The 20,629-nt window shown below is 36.7% G+C and carries 27 protein-coding genes; 12 read left to right on the top strand and 15 right to left on the bottom strand.

Features of this window, described 5'->3' with window-relative positions; translation table 11 throughout:
- Window positions 1–294: 294 nt before the first annotated feature.
- The 3 genes from ADA56_RS07715 to ADA56_RS07725 form a co-directional block, all read right to left on the bottom strand.
- Complete coding sequence (locus ADA56_RS07715) at window positions 295–1,137, bottom strand: tyrosine-type recombinase/integrase (protein ID WP_011271867.1); 843 nt, start codon at window positions 1,135–1,137, stop codon at window positions 295–297.
- A 60-nt stretch (window positions 1,138–1,197) separates the two neighbouring features.
- Window positions 1,198–3,099, bottom strand: a complete 1,902-nt coding sequence (mobH, locus tag ADA56_RS07720) for a MobH family relaxase (protein ID WP_049370050.1) — start codon at window positions 3,097–3,099, stop codon at window positions 1,198–1,200.
- A 193-nt stretch (window positions 3,100–3,292) separates the two neighbouring features.
- Window positions 3,293–3,592 (bottom strand): hypothetical protein, encoded by a 300-nt coding sequence (locus tag ADA56_RS07725; protein ID WP_049370051.1) that lies wholly within the window; start codon window positions 3,590–3,592, stop codon window positions 3,293–3,295.
- 391 nt (window positions 3,593–3,983) lie between these two features.
- Between ADA56_RS07725 and ADA56_RS07730 the strand changes: the two genes are divergently transcribed.
- From ADA56_RS07730 to ADA56_RS07755, 5 genes are all read left to right on the top strand, one after another.
- Window positions 3,984–4,220 carry a hypothetical protein gene (locus ADA56_RS07730; RefSeq protein ID WP_015701376.1) on the top strand — a complete coding sequence of 79 codons (237 nt, stop codon included), beginning with the start codon at window positions 3,984–3,986 and terminating at the stop codon, window positions 4,218–4,220.
- Window positions 4,221–4,247: 27 nt separating this feature from the next.
- A complete protein-coding gene (locus ADA56_RS07735) occupies window positions 4,248–4,706 on the top strand; it encodes a hypothetical protein (protein ID WP_049370052.1) in 459 nt (152 codons plus the stop codon).
- A 296-nt stretch (window positions 4,707–5,002) separates the two neighbouring features.
- Window positions 5,003–5,206, top strand: a complete 204-nt coding sequence (locus ADA56_RS07745) for a hypothetical protein (protein ID WP_152671328.1) — start codon at window positions 5,003–5,005, stop codon at window positions 5,204–5,206.
- Between the two features lie 29 nt (window positions 5,207–5,235).
- Window positions 5,236–5,427 (top strand): hypothetical protein, encoded by a 192-nt coding sequence (locus ADA56_RS07750; protein WP_005653495.1) that lies wholly within the window; start codon window positions 5,236–5,238, stop codon window positions 5,425–5,427.
- Between the two features lie 14 nt (window positions 5,428–5,441).
- Window positions 5,442–6,047 (top strand): recombinase family protein, encoded by a 606-nt coding sequence (locus ADA56_RS07755; RefSeq protein ID WP_049370054.1) that lies wholly within the window; start codon window positions 5,442–5,444, stop codon window positions 6,045–6,047.
- Between the two features lie 30 nt (window positions 6,048–6,077).
- Here the strand turns inward: ADA56_RS07755 and ADA56_RS07760 are convergent, their stop codons facing one another.
- Window positions 6,078–6,302, bottom strand: coding sequence for a hypothetical protein (locus ADA56_RS07760; protein WP_049370055.1), 225 nt, complete (start codon window positions 6,300–6,302; stop codon window positions 6,078–6,080).
- Window positions 6,303–6,501: 199 nt separating this feature from the next.
- Here ADA56_RS07760 and ADA56_RS07765 point away from each other — a divergent pair, with 199 nt between their 5' ends.
- A complete protein-coding gene (locus ADA56_RS07765; protein WP_049370056.1) occupies window positions 6,502–6,936 on the top strand; it encodes a hypothetical protein in 435 nt (144 codons plus the stop codon).
- A gap of 35 nt (window positions 6,937–6,971) precedes the next feature.
- Window positions 6,972–7,409 carry a hypothetical protein gene (locus tag ADA56_RS07770; protein WP_049370057.1) on the top strand — a complete coding sequence of 146 codons (438 nt, stop codon included), beginning with the start codon at window positions 6,972–6,974 and terminating at the stop codon, window positions 7,407–7,409.
- 55 nt (window positions 7,410–7,464) lie between these two features.
- On the opposite strand, the gene ADA56_RS07775 is transcribed toward ADA56_RS07770, so the two are convergent.
- From ADA56_RS07775 to ADA56_RS07795, 6 genes are all read right to left on the bottom strand, one after another.
- Window positions 7,465–8,226 carry an N-6 DNA methylase gene (locus ADA56_RS07775; protein WP_049370058.1) on the bottom strand — a complete coding sequence of 254 codons (762 nt, stop codon included), beginning with the start codon at window positions 8,224–8,226 and terminating at the stop codon, window positions 7,465–7,467.
- Between the two features lie 103 nt (window positions 8,227–8,329).
- Complete coding sequence (locus tag ADA56_RS07780; protein ID WP_049370059.1) at window positions 8,330–9,283, bottom strand: ArdC family protein; 954 nt, start codon at window positions 9,281–9,283, stop codon at window positions 8,330–8,332.
- 131 nt (window positions 9,284–9,414) lie between these two features.
- Window positions 9,415–9,573, bottom strand: coding sequence for a hypothetical protein (locus ADA56_RS09870; protein WP_005667862.1), 159 nt, complete (start codon window positions 9,571–9,573; stop codon window positions 9,415–9,417).
- 3 nt (window positions 9,574–9,576) lie between these two features.
- The gene (locus ADA56_RS07785; RefSeq protein WP_005687602.1) at window positions 9,577–9,825 is read right to left on the bottom strand and encodes a hypothetical protein; all 249 of its coding nucleotides are present in this window, start codon (window positions 9,823–9,825) and stop codon (window positions 9,577–9,579) included.
- Between the two features lie 2 nt (window positions 9,826–9,827).
- On the bottom strand, window positions 9,828–10,061 hold the full coding sequence (locus tag ADA56_RS07790) for a hypothetical protein (protein ID WP_005653503.1): 234 nt from the start codon (window positions 10,059–10,061) through the stop codon (window positions 9,828–9,830).
- Window positions 10,062–10,145: 84 nt separating this feature from the next.
- Window positions 10,146–10,502 carry a hypothetical protein gene (locus tag ADA56_RS07795; protein ID WP_005653504.1) on the bottom strand — a complete coding sequence of 119 codons (357 nt, stop codon included), beginning with the start codon at window positions 10,500–10,502 and terminating at the stop codon, window positions 10,146–10,148.
- A gap of 380 nt (window positions 10,503–10,882) precedes the next feature.
- Here ADA56_RS07795 and ADA56_RS07800 point away from each other — a divergent pair, with 380 nt between their 5' ends.
- From ADA56_RS07800 to ADA56_RS07815, 4 genes are read left to right on the top strand one after another with little or no spacing between them, the layout of a single operon-like run.
- On the top strand, window positions 10,883–11,320 hold the full coding sequence (locus tag ADA56_RS07800; protein WP_005687600.1) for a TIGR03757 family integrating conjugative element protein: 438 nt from the start codon (window positions 10,883–10,885) through the stop codon (window positions 11,318–11,320).
- Window positions 11,317–12,258 (top strand): TIGR03756 family integrating conjugative element protein, encoded by a 942-nt coding sequence (locus ADA56_RS07805; protein WP_049370060.1) that lies wholly within the window; start codon window positions 11,317–11,319, stop codon window positions 12,256–12,258. Before ADA56_RS07800 ends, ADA56_RS07805 begins: the two co-directional genes overlap by 4 nt.
- A gap of 14 nt (window positions 12,259–12,272) precedes the next feature.
- Window positions 12,273–14,273 carry an integrating conjugative element protein gene (locus ADA56_RS07810; protein WP_005687597.1) on the top strand — a complete coding sequence of 667 codons (2,001 nt, stop codon included), beginning with the start codon at window positions 12,273–12,275 and terminating at the stop codon, window positions 14,271–14,273.
- A 15-nt stretch (window positions 14,274–14,288) separates the two neighbouring features.
- Window positions 14,289–14,696 carry a hypothetical protein gene (locus tag ADA56_RS07815; protein ID WP_005667853.1) on the top strand — a complete coding sequence of 136 codons (408 nt, stop codon included), beginning with the start codon at window positions 14,289–14,291 and terminating at the stop codon, window positions 14,694–14,696.
- 53 nt (window positions 14,697–14,749) lie between these two features.
- Here ADA56_RS07815 and ADA56_RS09875 read toward each other — a convergent pair whose 3' ends face one another.
- Window positions 14,750–14,920, bottom strand: a complete 171-nt coding sequence (locus ADA56_RS09875) for a hypothetical protein (protein WP_176747774.1) — start codon at window positions 14,918–14,920, stop codon at window positions 14,750–14,752.
- A 197-nt stretch (window positions 14,921–15,117) separates the two neighbouring features.
- On the opposite strand from ADA56_RS09875, the gene ADA56_RS07820 reads away from it, so the two are divergent.
- A complete protein-coding gene (locus ADA56_RS07820; RefSeq protein WP_049370061.1) occupies window positions 15,118–15,474 on the top strand; it encodes a hypothetical protein in 357 nt (118 codons plus the stop codon).
- A 25-nt stretch (window positions 15,475–15,499) separates the two neighbouring features.
- On the opposite strand, the gene ADA56_RS07825 is transcribed toward ADA56_RS07820, so the two are convergent.
- The 4 genes from ADA56_RS07825 to ADA56_RS07840 are packed head-to-tail and all read right to left on the bottom strand — an operon-like array spanning window position 15,500 to window position 20,623.
- The gene (locus ADA56_RS07825; RefSeq protein WP_005653512.1) at window positions 15,500–16,996 is read right to left on the bottom strand and encodes a conjugal transfer protein TraG N-terminal domain-containing protein; all 1,497 of its coding nucleotides are present in this window, start codon (window positions 16,994–16,996) and stop codon (window positions 15,500–15,502) included.
- 8 nt (window positions 16,997–17,004) lie between these two features.
- Window positions 17,005–17,328, bottom strand: coding sequence for a hypothetical protein (locus ADA56_RS07830; protein WP_049370062.1), 324 nt, complete (start codon window positions 17,326–17,328; stop codon window positions 17,005–17,007).
- Window positions 17,329–17,337: 9 nt separating this feature from the next.
- Window positions 17,338–17,781: a hypothetical protein gene (locus ADA56_RS07835; RefSeq protein WP_005687593.1), complete on the bottom strand. Its 444-nt coding sequence runs from the start codon at window positions 17,779–17,781 to the stop codon at window positions 17,338–17,340.
- Window positions 17,753–20,623 carry a conjugative transfer ATPase gene (locus tag ADA56_RS07840; RefSeq protein ID WP_049370063.1) on the bottom strand — a complete coding sequence of 957 codons (2,871 nt, stop codon included), beginning with the start codon at window positions 20,621–20,623 and terminating at the stop codon, window positions 17,753–17,755. The genes ADA56_RS07835 and ADA56_RS07840 overlap by 29 nt, the downstream gene beginning before the upstream one ends.
- Window positions 20,624–20,629 lie beyond the last annotated feature (6 nt).

Consider the following 20,629-nt stretch of genomic DNA (forward strand, 5'->3'; position numbering starts at 1 on the left):
CCCGAAGCCAGACTTGAACTGGCACGCCTCGAAAGGCGAGGGATTTTAAATCCCTTGTGTACATCATTTAAGTTTGAAAACTATTTGTTTAGACCAATTCCGTGTACCTAGCCAATACACCATGATCTACCCACTAACGCTCTGTGGATAGGTTAGATCTTACACAAAAATACTAGTTTGTAAAGCCTGAATGTACTAATTTTAAAAATATTTTTATAAGGATGAATAAGCTGAGAATGAGCGATTTAAACTTATTTTGCAAGGAACACCCTTAGATGCTCCTTGCATACCTATCTAAAGTAATTCTGTATATTCTCTTATTGAATCAATATTATCTTCAATATAACTCAATGTAACTTTGACATCTTTATGTCCTAGTAATTGTTTGGCTATATATAGGTTTTCAGGTTTTTTCATTAGATTTGTTGCTGCTGTATGCCTAAATCTGTGAGGGGAGCTAATAATTCCCGTATATTTTGAAATAACTTTGAAGATATAGCTCACCTGGTCATTGGTCATTTTTTCTCCCTTTCGTTTAACAGCATTTGAAAATAAATTAATGTTAAATAGTTGAGATTCTACAGGCTGATTCAATTTACTTAGTTCAGTTAATAATTTCTTTAGATAAGGATAAAGCGTAGTTGATATAGGAAGTATATGATACTCGTGATTTTTATTTATCTCAGATGGAATATGAATAACTTGATTCAGCAAATCTACATCTTTAATCCTTAATTTATTTAACTGAGAGCGTCGAATTGCCGTATAGCGGAAAGTCATAATTATGGTTTTAGTAAACCATAATGGGCGAAGAATAGAAGGAAGATGCTTTGATTCAGTGATTCCAAAGCTAAGTTTTTTTAAATCCGAAGAAGTATATACTTTCCTTTTCTTCTTTCCTTCTCTAATGAACAAACCATCGAAAGGGTTCTTTGTAAATGGGAGGAGTTGTTTTTCAATTCCAAATTTGAAAATAGTCTTTAGCTGACGAATATAGCTGTTCCAAGTCACTTCAATGATAGATTGTCCAACAACTCTCTTTCTCCATTGGAGTATTAATGAGTCTGATATTTCATCAGGATATTGAATACTACAATTTTTCTGTAATTGTCTAATTGCTTTTTCATAGCTTTTAATAGTATCTATACGTAAATGACGGTATAAAAAAAATTACTAAGTAACATATCAAATGTGGTTCTATTCACTTTCATTTTCCTCAATAAGTGATAAATGCAAATTATCAATTGGAATTCTATTACCGAAAAAATAATCGGTTTTATCAATCAAATACCCAATCAATTGAGAGGTTCTTCTTGGGCCAATAACCTTACAGCGCCAAAAATTAATACTATCATTGTTTGATTGACGGTATTTCTTGTGTAATTTAAGGTCTTGGAAACTATATTGCAAATTTTCGATATCTTTTTTAGTAAAGTTGGTAATGCCCTTACTATTGAAAAAGAGCTGAAAGATTCCAGGTGTTACAAGGAAAAGTTTGCCTTTGACTATATGTAATTTAGCATTTGAATTATTAATAGTTAGGGTATTCCCGATAATTCCGGATTTTAGCCATTCAACAAAAATCTCTCCTGAGACAGCCTCAGTTTCCTTTGTATCATCACCCACTGTTATAGATGGGGTAGAGGCGATTTTATTTATTTCGTTTTCTTGAGATGGTTTTTTATCAGTAGAGTCTTGAGATTCTTCTACAGGTGAAAATAAATTCATTACCAAATCAGTCATATCCGTCTCGGTTTCTGAGTTTTGGGTATTGATTTGAGTGTTTTGAGAGGATATATTTTCAGACAAATCCGGTTTATTCAGTGCGCCTGTTATTGCAGGAAGCAGCATTTCAGATTCCATAATCACTGAATTTTCTTCTTTAGTATCTTCAGCTGAATTTAATTGTTCTTCATTTTCAATATCGACTCGACCTAAAAATATACCTGGTCTGTCATTAAGATTTTCCCAAGCTACTTCCGGTTTAATTCTGAGTAAAGAAAATGCTTTAGGTGGGCACCAGCCTGAATCAGCTTTAATTCGACAATGCCAAATTGCTGTACCATCATTTGTACTTTCAATAATCCCCAGCGATTGCATTTCACTAAATAATTTAGGATTGTCAGCTGGAGCTGATATGCCTTGCTCCAATAAATAAGCTCGAATTTGGTCTGCAGTGGGTTTGCTCATTAACCATAGTGCATCCTCTGTAAGCCAGCCATCTGAAGGGCCTTTAGGTGTATTAATTTTAAATTTATGTTGCAGTAAATGACGTAAAGCCATTAGTAGTTGTTTTGCAAATGACGTTATAGGTTTCTGAGTCAGTTTTGATACGTCTCCACCTAGTGCAAGAGTTACACTATTTTGGTCTGCTTTTTGTACTATTTCAGATAATAAACCAGCTTTATCTTTATGATCAGCCATGGCATACATTAAAGCCGAAAAAGCTTCTGGGTATTCTGCTAACCATGCAAATGCTTCTTTAGGAATTAAATAGTTTGCAAGAAAACTACCCATAACCGGGTGAAGATCATAATCTCGTCCTTTAATATATTTGAATTTATAAGGTTGAGTTGGTATTCCTAACCAAGGAAACCAACGAGAACCATCTTTTAATTGTATATCTATATCAACAATAACTTTGCCAATGTCATGAACCAATGCAGCATAAATAACAGCTGCAGTCCAAGCATCACGTTGCTTAGATTGTTCTTCCGGAGCAGCATTTTGTGGCAATACATAACTTTGTCGTAATTTAGCTGAAAATGAAAGAACTTCTAGGCCATGATCAAGCATACCACCTAAATGTGAGTGATGATGTGATTCTGAGGCAGGTAATAATTGAACCATTTCAGCGTAGCGCTCGATAGGTTTTTTATAGAGCTCATTAAACATATCTTGCGTCATTGATACTTGTTGCCAAAGTAAATTTAAGTATTTTTGGCGTAATTCAGTTTCGAGTAATTCGGATGCTGGGAAGGGAGTAATCCAGCCATCATTATCTATTTTTGATACTGAAAAACTGAGATTTTGTAGGTTTGTTATATCAGGTTGGGAGTGTTTTTTCCCTCTGATTTTATGGAATATAGATGAAAGCATAACTTATAACCTTTTTTGTGAAAGAATATTTATTTATATATTGAACTCAATAAATAAATAATTCTAAATCGAAGATAGATATTAAAGCCATTTTGAAAGCCTTTTGGCCTTTTCAGGTAAGACCTTTCCTTTGGAAAGGTTACCTTTATTACATTACCCTTAATCCTTTTGAGACTCCTTTAACCTTTTTGATTTAGTTGCTATACATTTCATCCTGGCTATCATAATCGCTATATTCATCACCATATTCATTCTCTGATTCAGTTTCTCCCTCATTTAATTCTGATTCAAGTATTCTTCGTTCTTCATCACCTAAAAATTTCCAGTAGTTACAAATCAACTCCTTTTCGCCATATTTTTCCCATACTCCTGGATAAAAGTATTCTGCTTCAACGTGACAAATCCCTCCTTCGTGAGGGTCTCTTATATTAGCTATAGATTCAAGGCTTTGAGTTGCAATAATACACGTGATATAGAGTAGATGGCGTTTCATAGTTGGGTCAGTATTTTAAAAATGACTAATTCTAAACATCCTATCCAATACTAAGTAGCTTTATTTAGAAACTCTCCTGAAGATAAAAATAAATTATCAATGATGATACAGAGCTAAATCTATATTATTTGTCTAGAAACTTTGATTTTGGTTTTTAGACAGTCTAAAAACTAGAGAAGGGTAAGATTTTAGACTGGCAATATTAGGTAGTCTAAAAAGTATTAAGTTTTGATAAGGGAGGATACAAGTGTTTTATGTAATAACATTTTTAATCTTATGGTGCGGTTTTGGACTCTATTTACTAGATACCGAAAAGAACCCTAAGAGAGTGAATCTAGACGATGTAAAAGATAAATTAAGAAAGTTTTGAATTTTGAACAAAGGAGTATTTATGAAAGGCTATGAAATTGAACTTGAGGACAAAGGACAGGATTTCACAAAGTTAAGAACAGATGAACAAGGTATAGTGATAGCAGCCGAACCATATCAAACAGATGTATGGAAAGGGGCTTTAATTCCTATTTCTCAACAAAAAATAGGTGATTTATGTATGATTCATCATTTACCGCATATTGAATATGGTTATCTGAAATACAAAGTGTTAGCCATTAAAGAGATTAACTATTAAGTTTTGCACATATATAGGAGAAGATTTATGGATCAAGAAGAAGCTATCACAGGCATTAGAAAAATCAATATAAGTTTAGCTGAACGAGAGTTTAAAGCTAAACCAATCTATGCTTATGATGTATTTATAAGTGAAAAAGAATATGCGGAAATGTTGGCAAATGAGAAGAAAAGTTTGCGTAATTGGGCTTTGCAAATTTGGCACTATATTTTGTATTTTGCAAGACTTGCCTACAAATCAGTTAGTATTGCATTAAGCATTATTTTTGTAATGTTGTTTTTTTCATTTATAACAAATGACCCTGTAAAGGCAATAGATGTAGATCAGCTAATTCTTCTAATCAGAAACCTTACCCCTTTAATGTCTATATTTGCTTGCGTTATCTTGTTGTTATCCAATCCTAGCTTAAGACACCCTAAAAATATATTTATGATTGAGGTATTGAAGAAACTTTATGTAAAGGCTCAAGAAAACAATAATTTTTAACTTTTTGAATAGGAAAATCTAAAATGAGAAACCGAGTTTTTGTATGTTTTAATAGCTTCGATCTACTAACTGATTTTATAAATATTTCGGACGATATTATTTTTAGAGATGAAGAATCTCTAAGACGATACATTGAAAGTCGTACAAAAAATAATTATGTAATTCTGTCTGAAAATGATGTGGCTCACGAAATTTATGTTAAAAAAGAAATAGATAATAAGATTGGAACAAACTATATAGTTTATCCTGTCTATATTAGTTAAGTTTTAAGTTTTGACTATAAGGATAGAATGAAAATGATAGAACAACTAAAAAATGCAATCATAAATTTAGGAGCGATTATTACTTCTTGCTCTTTGGCGTATTCTTTAACATCAGAGAAATTAGGATATGCAATGATTCCAGTATTACTGATCCTATTTTTTGCATTCCTGCCTCTTTTATTGAGACTATTCACTTTTGGTTTTTATGGGACTTTTAAAGTAAACGATGATAAGTAAATTTTGAGTTTTTAATAAAGGAGTTAATTATGGACTATGATTATCAAAAAGGTTTTGAAGAAGGTTATAGAATGATTATGGGGGCATCCGCATTGCTACCTCTAGCCCCTATTCAACCATTGACACCGCTTGGAAGCACTCCATTTAGAGAGGGTTTAAAAGCTGGTATAAATTTAGCTAAAAGAAATAACCAACAGTCATTTAATAACATTTTTAAGTAATTTTTAGAGAAAAGATGGCATTAATAGGCTTCGCTAGAGTATCAACTCAACAGCAGGATTTGAGTGAACAGATTCAAGCATTAAAAGAATACGGCTGCAAAAAAATTTTCTCAGGGAAACATTCCGGTAAAGCTGAGAAAAATAAAGCACAATTGGATGAACTACTGGATTATATCCGAGAGGGTGATGTCGTTGCAGTAACTAAGCTTGATCGCTTAGGAAGGAGTCTTGCTCAGTGTTTGAATACGCTTGAACTATTTAAGAATAAAAATATTGGTTTTGTTGCAATACAACAAGGAATAGATACCCGAACCCAAAACAATCCCATGGGGATGGCACTAATTCAATTGTTAGGTATTTTTGCTGAATTGGAAAGGAGTTTTATTGTTGAGCGTACTCAGGAAGGGAAGCGAACAAAACTTGCTTCGGGTCATAAAAATGCTTTAGGCGGCCGTCCACCGAAAGTAACAGATAAAATACGCAAAAAGATTTATGCGGATTTTAAAGCTGGTGATTCTATTTCAACAGTAATGAAACGATATGATTTATCTAAATCAACGGTGGCAAGAATAAAAGGTATTTATAATAGGGAAATACTTAATTGTAGAGAAAAAGCCTAATAATTTTGAATTATTAGGCTTCTTATATAATTAATTCTTTATGTTATCGTAGTGTTCAATAGCTGCTTCAAGAACTCTAGCCAATCCTTGTCGTTCAGGGCCATTTCGGCCATCAATTCCTTCTCCACCTGGACGCTCAAATTTAGAGAAATCATAAAAAGTTCTTACAATTTCTTCTAATAAGTTAGCTCTATTAAGAGGGGTATCGTTTTCAGTATTTCTTAACCATTCTTCAATGATTTTCTTTATATCCATGATAATCTCCTTGCTAGTAATACTGCGCTAGGTATTTTACATGTATAAGTAGAATGGTCAATTTAAATAATTAGTTAAACTTAATTTAAGTGAGAATTTCATAAATATGTGTGAACTTCACTAATTGTTTTTTTGTCTAAGTATGTAATATGGTAATAAATACCATTTCTGATAATGTTAAATGCAATGTGAGGTTATCATGGCAAATTTTATAGAGCTTGAAGTTGTAAAGACTATTGAAAATGACTCAGGTGAGTTGGCAGGGATTAAGTGGGAATGTATTTATGTAAATATAGATAGTATATCTTATTATAAATCAGCTAATGAGGTACTGCGTCCATATAATAAAAGAGAATTACTATTTCATAACTATAAGAATACTGATGAAAGTGGGGCTATTAATTATTATTTATCTAGATCAAAACAACAAAATGCGTTTTTGAAAGGTGATTTTGAGGATTTCATGAAAAAACATGGATTACGTGCACCTTCAATCTTTGATGATGATGCTCATCTATCAGTTGATGCTGTTGAAATTTACTTCAAGCCAGGTACTAATCCGTTGGGTGTTAATGAAAGTGTCTTAGTTTCATCTTGTGGGCGTCAGGTTTTAACAAAACTCACCTTAAAGTAGGTATTTAGTTTACTGTCACTGGATGTATTTAGCGTATGAAAACTCTGTACCATAGAACAACAAAAAAAGCATTAAAACAAATAATAAGCAGTGGAGTAATTAAAGCTCAATATCCCCAACATATTGGACGTTGTAGTGTGAATAAGATCTCTAATAAAATTTTAAAAGCTTGCTGTAGTTGGTTATTAAAAAAAGTTGAAAGTAATAAAGAAGTTTTATGGCTACTAGATGAAAATGAAAAGTTTGCTGGCTCTCATGCTAATTGTGTTATAGAGATTCATATGGATGATTCTGATTATGAAGAATATGTTCATAAACCTCGTTCTCTCTCTGGGCTGATTTCTTGCATAAGAGGCAAATTATCTCAGACTGAGGTATTATGCATAAATAAAAATTTGATTATCAAGAGTCTCAAATACAAGGATAATAATCAAGAATACCTCATCGTTGAAGTTACTATACAAGATTCTTAAAATATAGGCTTTCTTAAATAAAATACACTTACTCTGAATGAGTAAGTGTATTTTTCTAATAAAACATAGGTTCATTTTCCCAATCAATGTCAAGCGGGGGATCTTCTACTGGTTCAGGTTCAATAACTTGATATTCTGCTTCAGTATAGGAATCTGCACTCTCCAATTTTTTGTTCCAATTTCCCATTATGTGAGCTGGTGTGTATAAATGGTAATTCACCTCATCTTTAAGGGTGTTACCGATAATGACTTCTCCCGGTATATGTAAGAGTGTCATTTGTATATAACACATTAATGCTGCAGTAAAATCCAAATCTCTTGCTTGAACCCACATTTGTTGCTGAGGGTTGAAGTCCTCTTCGCGCAAATAATTATAAGCCTCAATAATCATTACGCCGGAGCCACAAGTTGGCTCTTGCAATGTCAAAAACCCACGTTTTTTAATTAAACTATGACAATCTGATAGAGTTACGGCTGCCATAAAGTGGGCAATGTGACCAGGCGTGAAATATTGAGCTTTATATTGATCACCTAAATCCAACGACATGAACACTGATCCTAGGAAATCATAGGTTTTATGCTCCAAAGCCTCAACAATAATGTTGAAAAGGCGACTGAGAGCTTGTTTTTCATCTTCATTATAATGCCCGCCAGCTGTCTGATAACGTTGTCTCAACGATTCATCTGCTTGTGCACCATATATAATGAGATAGAATTCCAGGGCAAAGATTGTAATAAAGTCGTAAAACACTTCTGAGCGTCGATATTGTGGTGCTATCGATTTAAAAAGTGCGGTAAATTTTTTCTCGAAATCCATAGATTACTCCTAAAATAACGGGAGCAATCCCCTTTGAGGATTACTCCCCAAAGGGTGGTTTATGAGAACTCTAACAAAAAACGTTAGAATAGTTTAATAGAAGCTAAGCCGCTAATTTTGCTTCTTCATTCGATGTTAATTCGAGAGCATTTAACAAGAATTGTGTTGCTTCACGTGCTTGAGAAGATGCTCGGAAAATAGCTTTTTTATCGGCTTTTAATGCGTTAATCCAATGTTCAATATACGCTGCATTTTGTGAAATATTATTGCAAACATTCACGTGCGCACAGGTAAAGGCGCTTGTGAGTTCAGCTATTAATTCTTCAAATGCATATTGTTCAGAACCAAATTTATCAAATTTAGCTACACCGTCACGATTTAACCGGTCTTTATGCCCGGTGGCGTGACCGCATTCATGCAGTAGAGTTGCATAGTAGTCGTCAGCTGTATTGAATTTTTTGAAATCCGGCATCACAATGCAATCTTTTCTTGGCATATAACAAGCACGATCTTGTGCCTTGTTATACAGCTGCATACCCATTTTATTAGGTAATACATCTAAATCCGGACGAACTTGCATTTCTGAAGATTTTTCCGGTTCAGGAAATTCCTCATAGTATTTTTCTAAACCTTCACACTGTTCAATATTAAACACGTGATGGCCACGAATAAATACAGATGACTTCATTTTCGGATCACCGTTTTCATCAAGTACAACATTTCCGCTATCGTCTTTTTCTTCAAACATATTTTGTTTATAGAAAATAATAACCGTACTTTTTTCACCTGTGCGAACTTGACCACCTAGATGATTTGCCCCTTGAAAAGTTACCCACTTGCGTTGAGTAAAGTTTTTTCTAATGGCGCTCATCCAAAGCAGAAGTACATTGATCCCGGAGTATTGACGACCACTTTCACCGTTGCATGGAATAGCCATTTGTGGCCATCCACTATCCCAAGGTTTTTGCCATGGCATCACACCTTGTTCTAATGCTTCGAGAATTTGGTCTGTAATTTGTTGGTATAAATCTTTGGCAGGTTGAGTTCTTTTTTTCATGGTTGTTCTCCAATAAAAAAAGGGAACAACCCCCCCGAATGGGAAATTGCTCCCAGTCGGGTAAAAGAAAACCTTGAACACGCCAATGGCATGATCAAGGTTTGTTGTAAAGGTTGCAGGTATTAATTCAGTTATGAATTAACACCAAGGGAATGTGTTTTCTTGCTTTGTGCTTTTTGCTCTTGTTGGCGTTTTAATGATCGCACGCCAATAAAAGCAACTGTTCCCATAAAAAACAGTACAAAGACAATTGCAAAGAGGAACCCATTCCAGTTTAACGTAATATTCATACGTTACGCTCCGTCTGTCTCCATTAAGTTGTTGCAATATTTAGCTAACAACACTCCACAGAACCAAGCTATTCCGCCAAATATCATAATGATAATGGCAAGAAGTAGCGGAATATTGTCATTCTGAACAAACATTGCGACAAACGCAATACCTAAGATGTAAGTGCCGATTTTACGAAAATCTTCAGAAACCAGCAGCATTGTTTTTTTGTCCCAATTGGAACTAACAAGCTTGAGTAAACGCTTAATCATGTTTACCCCCTTACACTTAACAAATCTTTACGGTTTGCGTATGGCGAAACTGTAAAGAAGTGATATTTCTGTCCGTATTGACTAGGGATATTCACCATAATACGAGTAGAAGATACATCTTTTCCTCGATTTTCCCAGGCATTTAATGCTTGAGTGCGAACTTCCTCTATTAGAGATTCTGAGTCATTATGTTTGGCTAAATAAGCTAAACAACTGTTATGTAATGTCACTTTCATAAGTTTTCTCCTACAGCAAGGGAAACCTTTACCTCTAAGGGTAAAAATTCCCCTTAGGGTTGAAAATGAATAGCTTATGCAATGTTAATGCATAAGGTAGTAAAGAGTACCCACTGTACCAACAATACCGACAATCAAAAATAAAATGCTAAATAACGTTGTTCGTTTTAACCACGTTCTTTGCACATCATCAATAATTGCCTCATATTCTTCCGCTTGGCTATCTAGCATCATTTGTAATTCGCAAAGCCGACGAGCTTCTTCGTCTTCAATGCTTTGATTGATACCAGATGTCACTTGTTTGTATTTATCGGTTGCTTTGTTTTTAGCTGCAACGAAAAAACGGCCCAAGTGTTTTCCCACACGAAATGAAAATGTTGGAGTTTCAAGAGGGTTACTTGATGGAACATCATAGTGTTCCAATTGAGTGGATGAGGACATAGTCATTCTCCTAATGTGAAATAAAAAATTCCTTGGAAAAATGACATGCCCGAAGGGAATCATTTTCCCTCGGAAGGTCTTTAAGGTGGCATTCCTACGATTGCGTAGAGTATCCTTTCAGAATGCTGGATAACATTTTGGCTATGATTCTACTTGCACTAAGGCAAGGCGTTGCTTCTCAAGAATCGTGCAACTTATAAGAGCTGTTTGCACAGCGACTTATCAAGTCCAATCATACTTAATAAGGCTGTCGAATCTCTATTAAAAATTGTTTTTTGGAAATGGAGAATTTATCTCAAAATCAAAAAGAATTTTTTATATATTCCCCCCTGTCATTTCGTTAATGTTTCAACTATCCAATTTCATCGTAAGGGATGGTTATGTCTATAAAAAAATCACTGTTTCTTTTCGGTTTGTTACCACTATCAGTGTTCGCCCAGGGGCCTAATCCCATAATTACTGTTTATTCAACACAAGATTATCCAATTCTTCATGCAGAGCTTGCAAGCCAGGTGTATTTACTTGATCAAGTTGAGCAATGGGAAAATTTGATTAGTCAGCGATTGAGTGCGAATCCTAGTGTAGCAGCTCAGCAAGCATCTCAGATTTTTCAGTCTGCTGAATGGAAACAGTCTGAAGAGCAATTAAAGCGTTCTTATCAGGGCCTTATAAGTGGTTGGCAAAATGGAATCAAGAAGGTGCCTGCAGTTTTATTTCAATATCCGGGAAAAGAGGATAGTGTCATATATGGTGAAACCAATATTGCTCAGGCATTAAGTTTATGGCAACGAGAGATTACAAAAGAGGGGACAAGATGAAATTGAAAAAAATGACATTATCCGGGCTTTGTATTGCAATTGCGTTGACCAGTATTCCAGGGCAAGCTTCGGAGTCCGGTCAATCTTCTTTAAACACTGCATCGATTATGGCATCAAGCGCTTCCACAAGTTGTTTAGATTATAAGGTCGTTGGCACTTGTTTTTGGTTATTTTGTACAAAATTCGGCTGTAAAATCCGGACATCTACGAAAATAAAACACTATATTCCCGAGGTAGTGGTTTCAAGTTATAACCATCAGGCTCAAAATCCTTGGGTGGAAATGAATTTCCTTAGCAATGGGGTAAAAGGTGGAGATTATCAATCACCACACAAAGACTACACGCAAGCAACATTTAAAAATGTTGATGTAATCGGTCATCCGCAGGGGGCGATTAGTCAAATGCTTAATAGTACAGGGTATTACTGCAAAAGTCAGACAACGCCTTTTGTGCCTTATTACTTGAGTGGTTTGGACTTTTTAGCATGGCGATTTGGTGTTCCGGAAATGGTTTATCCTGAAGCGCTTATTCCAGGTATGAGAGAAATTAGAGCGAATGGCGATACTTGGGGGAATATTTATCCAAGAGCGGGTACGGTAACGCAGGTGCATGATTATAAAGCCTCAGCTGTAACAGCGCATCGAGTAGCAGATGTTGTGACAAATACTTTTCAACCACATGTATATATACCGATTGCGAAAAAAGATAATCAATCAAATGGTGAGTGGTTTCCTCCACCGGTGAAGGAAGGGGATGCTAAGACACATAAATGGCAACAGCTTCACCCGGTTACTTCACAGTCTTGTGCTATTTTCCCTGATAACCCGCCAAGCATGCTATCTGAAAATGGTAGTTATGCCTGGGCATTATGGCGTCCTTACAAGTGCTGTAAAAAACGCGGACAAACATTTTTGTATAGTATTGATTGGTCTAATTAATAAAGGAATTGAGTATGAAATTAAATCATGCACTGAAAGCATCTTATATTGCTATATCGTGCGCAATCTTATCCTCAACCATGCCAGTATCAGCTTCTAATAGTAATCCGTTTGGATTTAATAAAGCCGATTCTATTTTGTCTGATATGGTGTTTTATCAAATTGGGGGCGGTGTAGGTTATATGGCTCCCCCGAGTCGAGGTACGATTCCTGCAGCTGAATTTGGGATTGGTTGGAAAGCTAACTTGATGTGCGGTAATTTTGACATTAAGACGAGTATTAAAAATCAGTTAAATGGTTTAACTGAAGGATTTAAAGATCTTTATAGTAACGTTATCGAATCAGCCACAGGAGCTGTGGCGAGTTTACCTGCAATGGTTATTCAACGAGCAAATCCTCAGTTATACGATATTCTTACGAATGGTTTATATCAAGGTAAAATTGATTTTAATAGCTTAAAAACCAGCTGTGAAGAAATGTCTAAGAAGCTTGCAGACGCAACTTTAAATGGTCGTTGGTCTCAAAGTTCGGATATGGAATCCTTTAAAGACATTACTTCAACTGAACCAGATGCTACTCGAGCTAAAAAGAGACTTGAGGAATCTCAAGGTAAGGAAGGTAAAGAGTGGGTCGGGGGTAAAAAACGCGGTGGCCAAGGACAAGAACCAATCAAAATTGTTGAGGATGTTGCAAAAGCTGGCTACAACATGCAAAACAAGCGTAATGTATTAGAATCAGGTCGAATCTCCGGTAGTAGTTGTAGCGGATTACTTTGTCAAACTTGGGATAATCCTAAAGATATGACAGATTGGTTAACGAATGTGATCGGTGAGAAGCAATTAACTACTTGTAAAACAGATTGTGGTACTGCTAGTAGCTCTCGAGCTGGTGTTGGTTTAACACCTGAAATTGAAAAAGAAAATATTAAGACGGTAACTCAATTACAAAAAGCGCTTAACATGAGCACTCCTTCCGTTGAAGTACTTGCAGAATTAAGTTCTACAACAGTTCCTGTAACTCGTGGCTTAATTGAGTCTTTACGAGAAGATCCCGATGCTCAAGTATTAGGGCAGCGTTTAGCCAGTGAAATTGCTGTAGCTAAAACAATGGAGAAAATGCTTCTTGCACGTCGAGCTGTTTTAACGGGTATGCGTGAGCCAAATGTGGCCAACAATAAAGATGCTCAAGAAGAGTTAGAAAAGATCCTCACTTTAATTGACCGAGAAATAGGTCAAATTAGAATGGAGATTGATCTACAAAAATCACTTACCGGGAATTCCGCAGTTGCAATCCTACAAAATAAAGAGCTACGTGAATATAACACTGGAACCGGAAATGTTACACGTGACAGTGTAGATAAACGGATTAGCGATTTAGCTAATGGTACGAATAGCAATGCTGCTGAATTGGCAGATGCTGACAATATCAATATTCCTCGTAACAATGTCACTTTAGAAGTGCCTCAGATGTCAAACTCCCTGTCTTACACCGGGACTGGCGGTACATCCGGAAATAGTAGAGGTAACACTTCTTATTCATCAGTTCCAGCAATTAAAGGGACTGCACTTGATCAAGCTACAGGGTTGTTGAAAAAATTTGAAGGGTTTAGTGATAAAGCATATTGGGATGTCAATGCTTATCGCACCGGATATGGTTCAGATACTATCACAAAAGCGGATGGTACAATTGTCAAAGTAACGAAAGATACTGTAGTTAGTCGTGCTGACGCAGAGCGTGATTTAGCACGTCGCACACAAGAGTTTGCAAATAGAGCAAGAAATAACGTATCATCTTCAACATGGGATAAGTTACCACCAAATGCTCAAGCTGCATTAACATCTTATGCCTATAACTACGGGTCATTAACAAAAGATGTGATTGCCGCAGCCCAAGCTTCTGCGCAATCAGGCGATATGAACGCACTAGCAAATGCAGTAAGAAATCGTCAAAACAACAATAATGGTGTAAATGCTAAACGTCGTAATCAAGAAGCTGATTACATTTTAGGAAAATAAATAAAGGATATTTTTATGAAAAAATTACTCACTATTGGAGCGGTAGCTATGTTTGCAACGCCAGCTTTTGCAGCTAATAATATTTTTTCTTGTACAGCAGAGAACGGAAGCCCGGTATCTGTAACAAAAAATGGTTCAGATTATGAATTCACTTATGGTCAGGTTTCTTTTAAAAATCCGGTAAAACAAGTTTTTGCTAATCAGGATTCTTATGTAGCTACTGGTTCAGGATTTATTACTAGCTCATTAGAAATGAGAAATAATGGTACAAGTTATACGATTCAATTTGTGCAACCACACAATAGTAACAGTATTGAAGAGCCAATGCTTTATATCACCAATGGCAGTAAAATGGATACGGTGAGCTGTAAAGCGGGTAGTGCAACTCAAAACTTTGAACGTCGCAGTATGAAAGCTTCATAAGCGTAAATAGAGATAAAATAAGCGGGATTTTCCCGCTTATTTTTTTAGTTATATTAACTACTTTTAAAAACTTGTATTAAATCCTTTAAGATCTCCTGTTCACACGTATTTCCATTAATGATATTTAGTTCATCGTCCAGATGACTAAGCATTTCATCAATTCCTAATTCATTAATTGCTATTTCATTTAAACTAATAAGCCATTCTTTAAAACGAGCTTTCATATCCCCCCCTATTTGAGCTATTTATTTGCGTTGTGTTATCAAGATACATTGAGGAGATAGATAAATCAGTAAAATGAGTAAAATTTGCGACGTGGATCGCAAAAATTACATTTTTCCTGCTTAAAACGAGGTTTTAATAAAAGAATAATAAGAGTACAATGAGAGTAAGTCAGAGTATTTTTGATAGGAGAGAGAATATGGATGCTCAAAAATTTGGCCATTCTGTCGGACAATTTTTTAAGAAAATTGACCGCACTTTGTCATTTCTCCCAGGAAAGCCTCGTAAAGCTGTTGTGACAGCTGCGGCTCTTGCTGCGAGTCCAATTTTGGCTGGAGTTGTAATTTCTAAAGCTAAATCCTTTAAAGAGACTGATTATGACAGTGGTGCTGAGAATAAATCCATAATGAATACGCTGTTAGAATTTGAAGAACATGAGGATGGCTATCGAGATGGCCCTGAGGGGGTTGGTTTTTATTCTTTTGGAACAAGAATTGATGTTGAGGATGACGTAGATACATTTGAACACATGAATGAGTTTTATGAGATAAAATAAAGGGGGAATATAAATTCCCCTTTTATTATTTTAACTTGCTTTGAATTAACTCTCCGCCTTTTCCCCCTGCTGAACTAGCATGATTTGAACCTTGTTTTAACGCTTGAGACATCGCCCCGCCCATATTAATACCAGCCCAAGACATAGCGCCAAACCATAATGTTGGTAAGAATATAAACATACTTCCCATCACAAAATTAGAGATAATATCGTCTTGCGCATTCTCTAAAAAATTAATATTAAATGAGTTATGAGACGGTGAGCTGTACATAATCTCAATCATATATGAGTCTAACCATCGTGCCAATTCCCACCAAAATGTGGTTGTAATAAGTGCAAAATATACAAAGCTTAGTGTCACTACAGCTTTAATTGAAAAACCACTTAAAATCGTAATGACTGGAATTAAAACTATCAGAGCCATAATCATAAAGGATTGAACCATTGGTAAGGCTTGTCGCATTGCATCGAGACCAGGAAATATCGCTAAACTTCCTACTGCAGTTCCTACAGTTGAGGTGAGTCGAGTGATGGCATTCCAAAATCCAAATTCAACACTACCACCGTAACCTTGATACATTTTTCCTTTTGAAACATCTATGTTTTCAGAACGTAAAAGTGTTCTCAATAAAGCTTCATCTTGGTTGTCGATAGAATTAAAGAAATCACTCACCTGGGCAGATAAGTTTTGACGCATATCTGTAAGTAGGCGAGATTTTAATCCAGCTCCACCTTCATCCCACCATTGATCACAGCTTGGGAAACCGCCTTTCCCCGAATTAGGCAATGCCGCATCTCGATTTGCATCATAAGGGAACGTGCTAATAGGTTGTTGAGCTCTAAAACGAGGGTAGAGTTCGCTGTTATTAATAAGCAATTTACCACCTAACCAGGATGTTTCTCGGATTTGTGCCGGACTCAAGGCAATTTGGCTTGTTTGTAATTTTTGACGAGCCGGGATATAGCATTGTTGCACAAATTGCTGTACTTCAGTTAATAATGCTGGGTTAGTGATTTTTTGATGTTGCACTTCAAATCTAACTTGACGTAAATCACGCTGGCAAGGCAATACTGCAGTCATACCATAAGTTAGACCTTTATCCACTTTGTGCATCAACATCCACCAAATAGGAATTCGGGCTTGTCTGTCTCCAAATGTTGTCGTAAATGGCGCATAGCCTGATTTATCCGGGGAAGCAGGAACTTTATAGCCACATTGAATAGATGAACGTTCATTGTATTCAAGGTTATTCAATGATACCGGGATAAGAGGGGCTAATGTCAAAACAACGATAAGCATTGCTGGAAGGAGTTCGATTGTGAGCCAGCGGATTAATAAATCCCCTTTCTCACCTTCATCATCCCCTTGTTTAGCTACGTCACGCCAAATTTTAAAGATCATTCCGATAAGCGGAAGAAGCCATAACCCTGTTCCAACAAATAACGCAAAAACTCCGTTATTAAGCAACCAACCAAGTAGAGTCAGGAAATATTCAAGATAACTGTCAACTGAGAATGTCATATTTCCCCCTAAGCTAAAGTAATCTGTGTAATCGCTTCAGCAAAAATTAAAATCATCACAATTAACCATTTTGCTTTTGCTGGCATAGAAGATGGTTGGCGACGAGAAATGGAATAGACCATCAACATAATCGCACCATATAGTAATAATCGTATTGCAAACCATATCCACTGCGTTTTAATAAACCAAGCACGAATATCAACATTCTGAAGATATTGAGTTGCAAAGATGCCAATTGCAGTAAGGGCTAAAAATAAAAATAAAAGGATAGCAATAAAACGGAGTACATTTTTAAGCCATCCTCTTGATTGTGGCTTTTCACCTTGAGACATCAGCACTCCTTACTCATTACCCACAGTCTTATCCCCAAAAACTGGGGATAAGTCAGCAGGGGATTCCCAAATTGCAGCTAATTTCCAAAGCAAATATTGAATTAACCAATATGCATCAACGTGATCGGTTAATTCCACATTAAGTCTAGCTGGCCAGTTTTCGGAAGAAAACACAGGTAATTGGAAACGCCCGGAGATATTAAATAATAAATGCACTTCACCTTTATCTCCTTTAGCGTGTACTTTCCAACTTGATTGAGTAAATACACGCTGAGGAAATGCGCTTAATTGGCAGTTTGAACCAATTTTTGTCTTAATTTTTGCAATGAAATGCAGCACGTAGGCTTTCACCTCATCAGAGGTAAAAGCAAGTGATTGGATGCGAGGCCCAATGTCAAAAATACGATGAAAAGTCATATTAGGATTAGGCTGCGATTGAGTTAAGTTCGTCATTGACTGCAATCCCCCGTTTTTTGTCTAAGTCTTTAGCAACCATCAATGCCGCATCTAACTCAGTACAGTTATGTTCCATCATTAATTGTTTACGTTGTGCTTTCTCGTGTTTTTCAGTCATCCCTAGCGCTAAGTAAAGACTAGGTGGGACAACACGGAATAAGGCTTCCATATTGGTTGCGAGCACCACACCTTCAGTATATTTCTTATCTGCTTTTTTCGCAGATAACAACATCATTTTCTGAGCTTCGGATAAACGACGGAAACGGTTCACCTGTTCAACTTCATCATTAGAAAGGTTAAGCAATTCCCACCATTCAACCATACTGAGTAATTTATCAGACTCATCAGGGAAGTCAGCCATATTTTGTGTAGCCAACCATAACCAAATACCCAATTTACGCCACATTTTAGAACCTTTAACCAGGAACTTCGCTAGAAGTGGATTTACGGTAATGATATGCGACTCATCCGTAATGTTCACGATAGGGCGGAAACTGTGTTGATATTTTTCACCTAAGGAGTTGATATGGTTAATTAGGGAAATATACGAAATCGCTAATTCTGCTTCATAACCATCACGTGCAAACATCGCCAAATCGACAAGTGTAATATCAGCCTCTGGCCAAATTTCCCCTTCACGGTTAAAGAATCGACCATTTACCCCGGTACAGAAAATATCCATTGCTTCGGCCATATCAGCAAGGCGAGATGCGCGCTCAGGACGAATATCCGGGCGACGGCTTAATTCCTCAAGTGCGGCTTTTACATCCCCGGTTAAAACTTGACGAGGTGGGGTCTCTTGTGAAGTTTTCTCTGCAGCTAATAAAATAGCCTGGCGAATAGCCGAGCGGTCAGCACGGCTCATTTTCTCATCTTCCTTCGCTTCTCCCCCGGTGATCATTAAGCGAGCGGTTAATTCCATTTCCGCAAGTAAGTCTCGTTGTTCCTCGCCTTCATCTTCATTATCGTCATCATCTTGAACTTCAAGATCGATATCCATTTCCAATAAACGATGCGCTTCAGAGAAGAGCGGTAAAGCGATGTTACTACTTGGCTCAAGAGATACCCGGTTAACCGTTAAACCGTAACGCTCCGCATAATCTGAAAACAATCCAAAAGAGTTACCTGCTTCTACAATAAACAAGCGAGGACGGTGCACAGCCATCAGTTGCGCCATTTGTGCGGTTAATGTTGCCGATTTACCTGAACCTGTAGGGCCTAAAATGAGCTTATGCGCATTTTTAGTCCGGTCTTTAGGGTTTAGTGGGTCAAAATCTAATGGGCTTCCACCGCGGTTAAAATAGGTGATTCCTGGGTGTCCCGTTCCTGTCTCACGGCCAAATACAGGTAACATATTCGCAATGTGTTGCACCCAATAATATTTGGTATAAAAACGAGATTTTGCATCTAATTGAGGATTAAAATTCATCGGTAGCCAGCGTAAATAGCTATTAAGAGGCGCAACTTCGTTGCCTTCTTTTACCGGCACTAAATTATTACTGAGTAAAACCGTTCTTAATTCTCTTGAGCGAATGCGTAGCTCTTGATCGTCTTTCCCTCTTACATAGAAAACCATGCCAGCTTGATAAAGCTTGTGTCCGTCTTTTAAATATTCAGTTACTGTGAGGGCATCTTGTTTTAAATAGATAGACTCATAGTTATTACCGACAGCTCGACTACTTAATTTGTCTAAATGCGCCTGTAATTTATCTTGAGGATGAATGACTACAGTGATAGCCATAATGGTTGATTCCGGCAATAAATCAAATAGTGCATTAATATTACGACCTCGAGTGACTTCGCCTGTCATGTGGCCAACATCTGGCTGCTTACGAATATTATCAACTACAATGACTTCGTGAGGTTGCTCATTAAAATACCAATAGCCATTTTTACTTTCCGGTGGCGTAAAAAAGAGATTTTCACTAAAATCTTGGTCTTGTAATGGTAGAGCAGAGTCATCCTTAGAGAGTGATAAAAGATCATAGCAAGCTTTATCATCGAGTCCGTTAAAATAGCGTGATGGATTTGGATTAAACCATTCTAATAACCAACGATGAATTTGAGTTTCATTTTGGCGTTCCATGGTTAATCCTGCTGTGATAAAAGCACTTTGAACACGATCACAAGCTGTATTTAATTTCTCGATTGTATCTGTCTCATTATTTCCAGCATAACGATAAATAACCATGCGTGTTTTACGCACTTTTCCAGCCCATGCCGTATTTGTTACCCGGTCATCAACAAAAAGCCCACCTGGTTTACCTACTGCTTTTAAGTGACGCTCCATTTCACCAAGCCACTGTTCTGTAAACTCACTACCGCTCGCTTCAGGTGAAGTGGTTTTAATGTACTGTCTCAGATTCTCAACATAACCGCTTAAATCCTTGTCATCCTGGCAATAGAATTGTACAACGTAAGGATTGGTATCAAGTTCATCGAAACTATCCTGTAAGGCATCTTTAACCAATGTGCGAACGCGATTAAGATAGTCGCTGCTTCTTCCCTCAGTTCCTATAGGCTTAATATCAAATACCGCACCTGCACTTTTAGCATCATCAAAAAGCATTACGCCTTCTTCTTCCAAATATTCCGCATAAGGAAGATTGGAGATAAAAGAGGGATCGCGCCCATAAAGCATTTTAACATGTTGCTCTCTGGTCATTTTTCTATTACGCATAACAGGAGTGATTTCAATCGTCTCTTCTACGTTATTGGTATCATCCTGCTGTGCTTCTTCCGGTGCAATGGATGTTAGGATAGGTTCCTTTTTAGGTTGAGGCTTATCACCCTTTTTAGCAGGGAAGAAAGCCTCTAACACGTCTTGGAATAATGCCATCGTTTC

It is taken from the genome of Parahaemophilus parainfluenzae, from assembly GCF_001055095.1.
In the GTDB taxonomy this organism is placed as follows: domain Bacteria; phylum Pseudomonadota; class Gammaproteobacteria; order Enterobacterales; family Pasteurellaceae; genus Haemophilus_D; species Haemophilus_D parainfluenzae_Z.